The following is a 2,921-nucleotide window of genomic DNA, read 5'->3' as shown; positions in this document are numbered from 1 at the left end:
CTACGAGTGAGCGATAAACAGGGTGTTGCGACGAACGGTTGAATCCGCCCAGTACTCCGCGGCGGATGTGGAAGAGCGAACTCCCTAACGCCGGCCTCTGGGATACTGGATCGCCCGCCTTCGCGGGCGATGACACCTGAGTGTGGAGAGACTGCGTGCCCCTTCCCACCCGCCGCCTCAGCTGATCGTCGCGCCGCCGTCGATCACCATGGTCTGGCCGGTCATGAAGTCACCGGCCTTCGATCCCAGGAATACCGCTGCGCCCGCGATCTCGTCGGGAATGCCGATGCGCAGCAGCGGCGAGCGGGAAGTCGAGGCCTTCAAATTCTCCGGATTGTCCCACAGCGCCTTGGCGAAATCGGTCTTGATCAAGCCGGGCGCGATGCAGTTCACGCGGATGTTGTGCGGGCCATATTCGCAGGCGAGATTGCGCGCGAGCTGCATGTCGGCGGCTTTCGAGATCGCATAGGCGCCGAGGATGGTCGAGCCCTTGAGGCCGCCGATCGAGGAGACGATGATGATGGAGCCGTCCTTGCGCTCGATCATCTGCGGCACCACCATCGAGATCAGCCAGTTGTTGGCGACGATGTTGTTGTCGAGGATCTTCCGGAACTGATCGTCGGAGATGCCGGCGAGCGGACCGTAATACGGGTTCGAGGCGGCGTTGCACACCAGCACGTCGATCTTGCCAAAAGCGCGGTTGCTCTCGTCGACGAGGTTTTGCAGGTTCTCTTTCGACGAGATGTTGGCGGCAACCGCGATCGCGGTACCTTTGCCGAACTTTTCGTTGATGCCCTTGGCGACCTGCTCGCAGACATCGGCCTTTCGCGAGGAGATCACCACCTTGGCGCCGTGCTCGGCCATTCGCTCGGCGATCGCGAGCCCGATGCCGCGTGTCGAGCCGGTGATGACGGCGACTTTCCCCTTCATATCGAACAAGGTCATGTTTCTCTCCCAGATTGATCTTGCCATTCAATGTCATTCCGGAGCGATGCGAAGCACCGAACCCGGAATCTCGAGATTCCGGGTCCGGTCCTCGCGAACCGTCCCGGAATGACAGCTTAACTCAGGCGAGCTTCTTGACTTCCGGTCCCGCCGGCTGATGCATCGCCGCGTGCGCGTCGTCCGCGATCCATGGCTGCTGATTCACCATCGGCAGCCGCCAGACCGTGCGCTCGGGACTTGCGAAATGATCGAGCCGCGTCACCGAGCAATTGTCGATGTCGAACGACAGTCCCCGCTCCGGCTGGCCCTCGAGTGCGAGCCCCAGCGCCGCCTTGATCGTGCCGCCATGCGCGACTGCGATGATGTCCTGCCCTGCCGCCTCATTGGTGATCCGCTCGATGGTGCGGCGCGTGCGGTTGTAGAGATCCATGAAGCTCTCGCCGCCCGGCGCGGGCTCGTTGATGTCGGCGAACCAGCTCGTGCCGACTGGGCGGCTCGCGATGAACTGGGCACGGTTCATACCCTGCCAGCGGCCGAGGTTCTGCTCGGCGAGATCCGCTTCCCATTTCATCGACGCAGGCTTTGGAAAGCCGGCCGCCCAGATCGCCTCGGCCGTCTGGTGGGTCCGCATCAGATTGCTCGAATACCACACCGCCGTGCGTGGCAGCACCTTGGCAACGGCGTTGAACACATAGGTGTCGCTGGTGTCGCAGGCGATGTCGGACTGACCGTAGATGTTGCCACCGTCGTTGCGCACCGGCGCATGACGGACCCACCACCATCGCGTGATGACTACATTGGGCTTGTCTGCACCTACCATCGAAACCCTTCCATCCCTTGTCATGTCGCTGTACGTCAGTAGCGAACGTGCCTCAAGACACTTTACCGTTTGAAATCTTGTTTGAAATTCCGTCGCGCGGCAAGGGCCGCGCGCAAGCCAAAGGGAGAAACGCATGGGCCGCCTGCAAGGCAAATCCGTCATCATCACCGGTGCCGGCAGCGGCATCGGCCGCGCGGCTGCGCTGCTGTTCACCCGGGAGGGCGCCAAGCTGATCGCGGTAGATCGCAGCGAGGCGGTGAAGGAGACGGTCGAGGAAGTGAAGAAGGCCGGCGGCATTGCCGAAGCCATGGTGGCGGACGCGGGCTCCGAGACCGACGTGATCGCGGTCATCGACAAGGCGGTGAAGACGCATGGCCGGCTCGACGTGATCTGGGCCAATGCCGGCATCTCCGGCGGGCTCGTGCCGCTCGCCGAGCAGACGGTGGAGCACTGGCAGGAGATCTTGCGCATCAACCTGATCGGGCCGTTTCTCGCGGTGAAATACGCGATGCCGCACATGGTCAAGCAGCAGTCCGGTGCGATCGTGCTGACGGCCTCCGTCGCGGGCCTCAAGGCCGGCGCCAGCGGTCACCCCTATGCCGCGAGCAAGGCCGGCGTGATCAGCCTGGTGCAGACCACGGCCTATTCGCTCACCGGCACCGGCGTCCGCATCAACGCGGTCTGCCCCGGCCTGATCGAAACCGGCATGACAAAACCGATCTTCGACCGCGCCAAGGAGCGCGGCACCCAGGACAAGATCGGCCAGCTCAACCCGCTCAAGCGCCCGGGCCAGCCGCATGAACTCGCCGCGATGGGGTTGTTCCTGGCAAGCGACGAAGCGTCGTATGTCAACGGCCAGGCGTTCCCGGTGGACGGCGGCTTGACGGCGTCGATGCCGTATACGGGCAAGCCGGTTTAATTGAGATCCCAAGTCCCGGACGCGCAGCAGCGTTCTTACGCTGCTGCGCAGAGCCGGGACCCAGGAAGCCGCACAACGCGCTATTGCATGGGCCACGGCTCTGCAGCACTTTTCGTCGAAGAGACGCTGCGCTGCGTCCGGGGCACGAGAGCTGAGTGTTCGCGCGCAACGGCATCAACGGTGTCATTGCGAGCGCAGCGAAGCAATCCAGAATCCCTCCGCGGAAAGACTCTGGAT

General features: G+C 63.3%; 3 protein-coding genes. 1 reads left to right on the top strand and 2 read right to left on the bottom strand.

The genetic code is table 11. The features are described 5' to 3' along the window. Window positions 1-177: 177 nt before the first annotated feature. Window positions 178-945 (bottom strand): SDR family NAD(P)-dependent oxidoreductase, encoded by a 768-nt coding sequence (locus AX729_RS16060; protein WP_061024675.1) that lies wholly within the window; start codon window positions 943-945, stop codon window positions 178-180. A 121-nt stretch (window positions 946-1,066) separates the two neighbouring features. Then, window positions 1,067-1,765 (bottom strand): histidine phosphatase family protein, encoded by a 699-nt coding sequence (locus AX729_RS16055; protein ID WP_061024673.1) that lies wholly within the window; start codon window positions 1,763-1,765, stop codon window positions 1,067-1,069. A gap of 133 nt (window positions 1,766-1,898) precedes the next feature. Between AX729_RS16055 and AX729_RS16050 the strand changes: the two genes are divergently transcribed. Further along, complete coding sequence (locus tag AX729_RS16050) at window positions 1,899-2,684, top strand: SDR family NAD(P)-dependent oxidoreductase (protein ID WP_061024671.1); 786 nt, start codon at window positions 1,899-1,901, stop codon at window positions 2,682-2,684. The last annotated feature ends 237 nt before the right edge of the window (window positions 2,685-2,921 follow it).

It is taken from the genome of Bradyrhizobium sp. CCH5-F6 (genome assembly GCF_001556045.1).
Taxonomy (GTDB): Bacteria; Pseudomonadota; Alphaproteobacteria; order Rhizobiales; family Xanthobacteraceae; genus Bradyrhizobium.
Note: the sequence above shows the minus strand (reverse complement) of the source record. Positions and strands in the feature narration are given on the sequence as shown.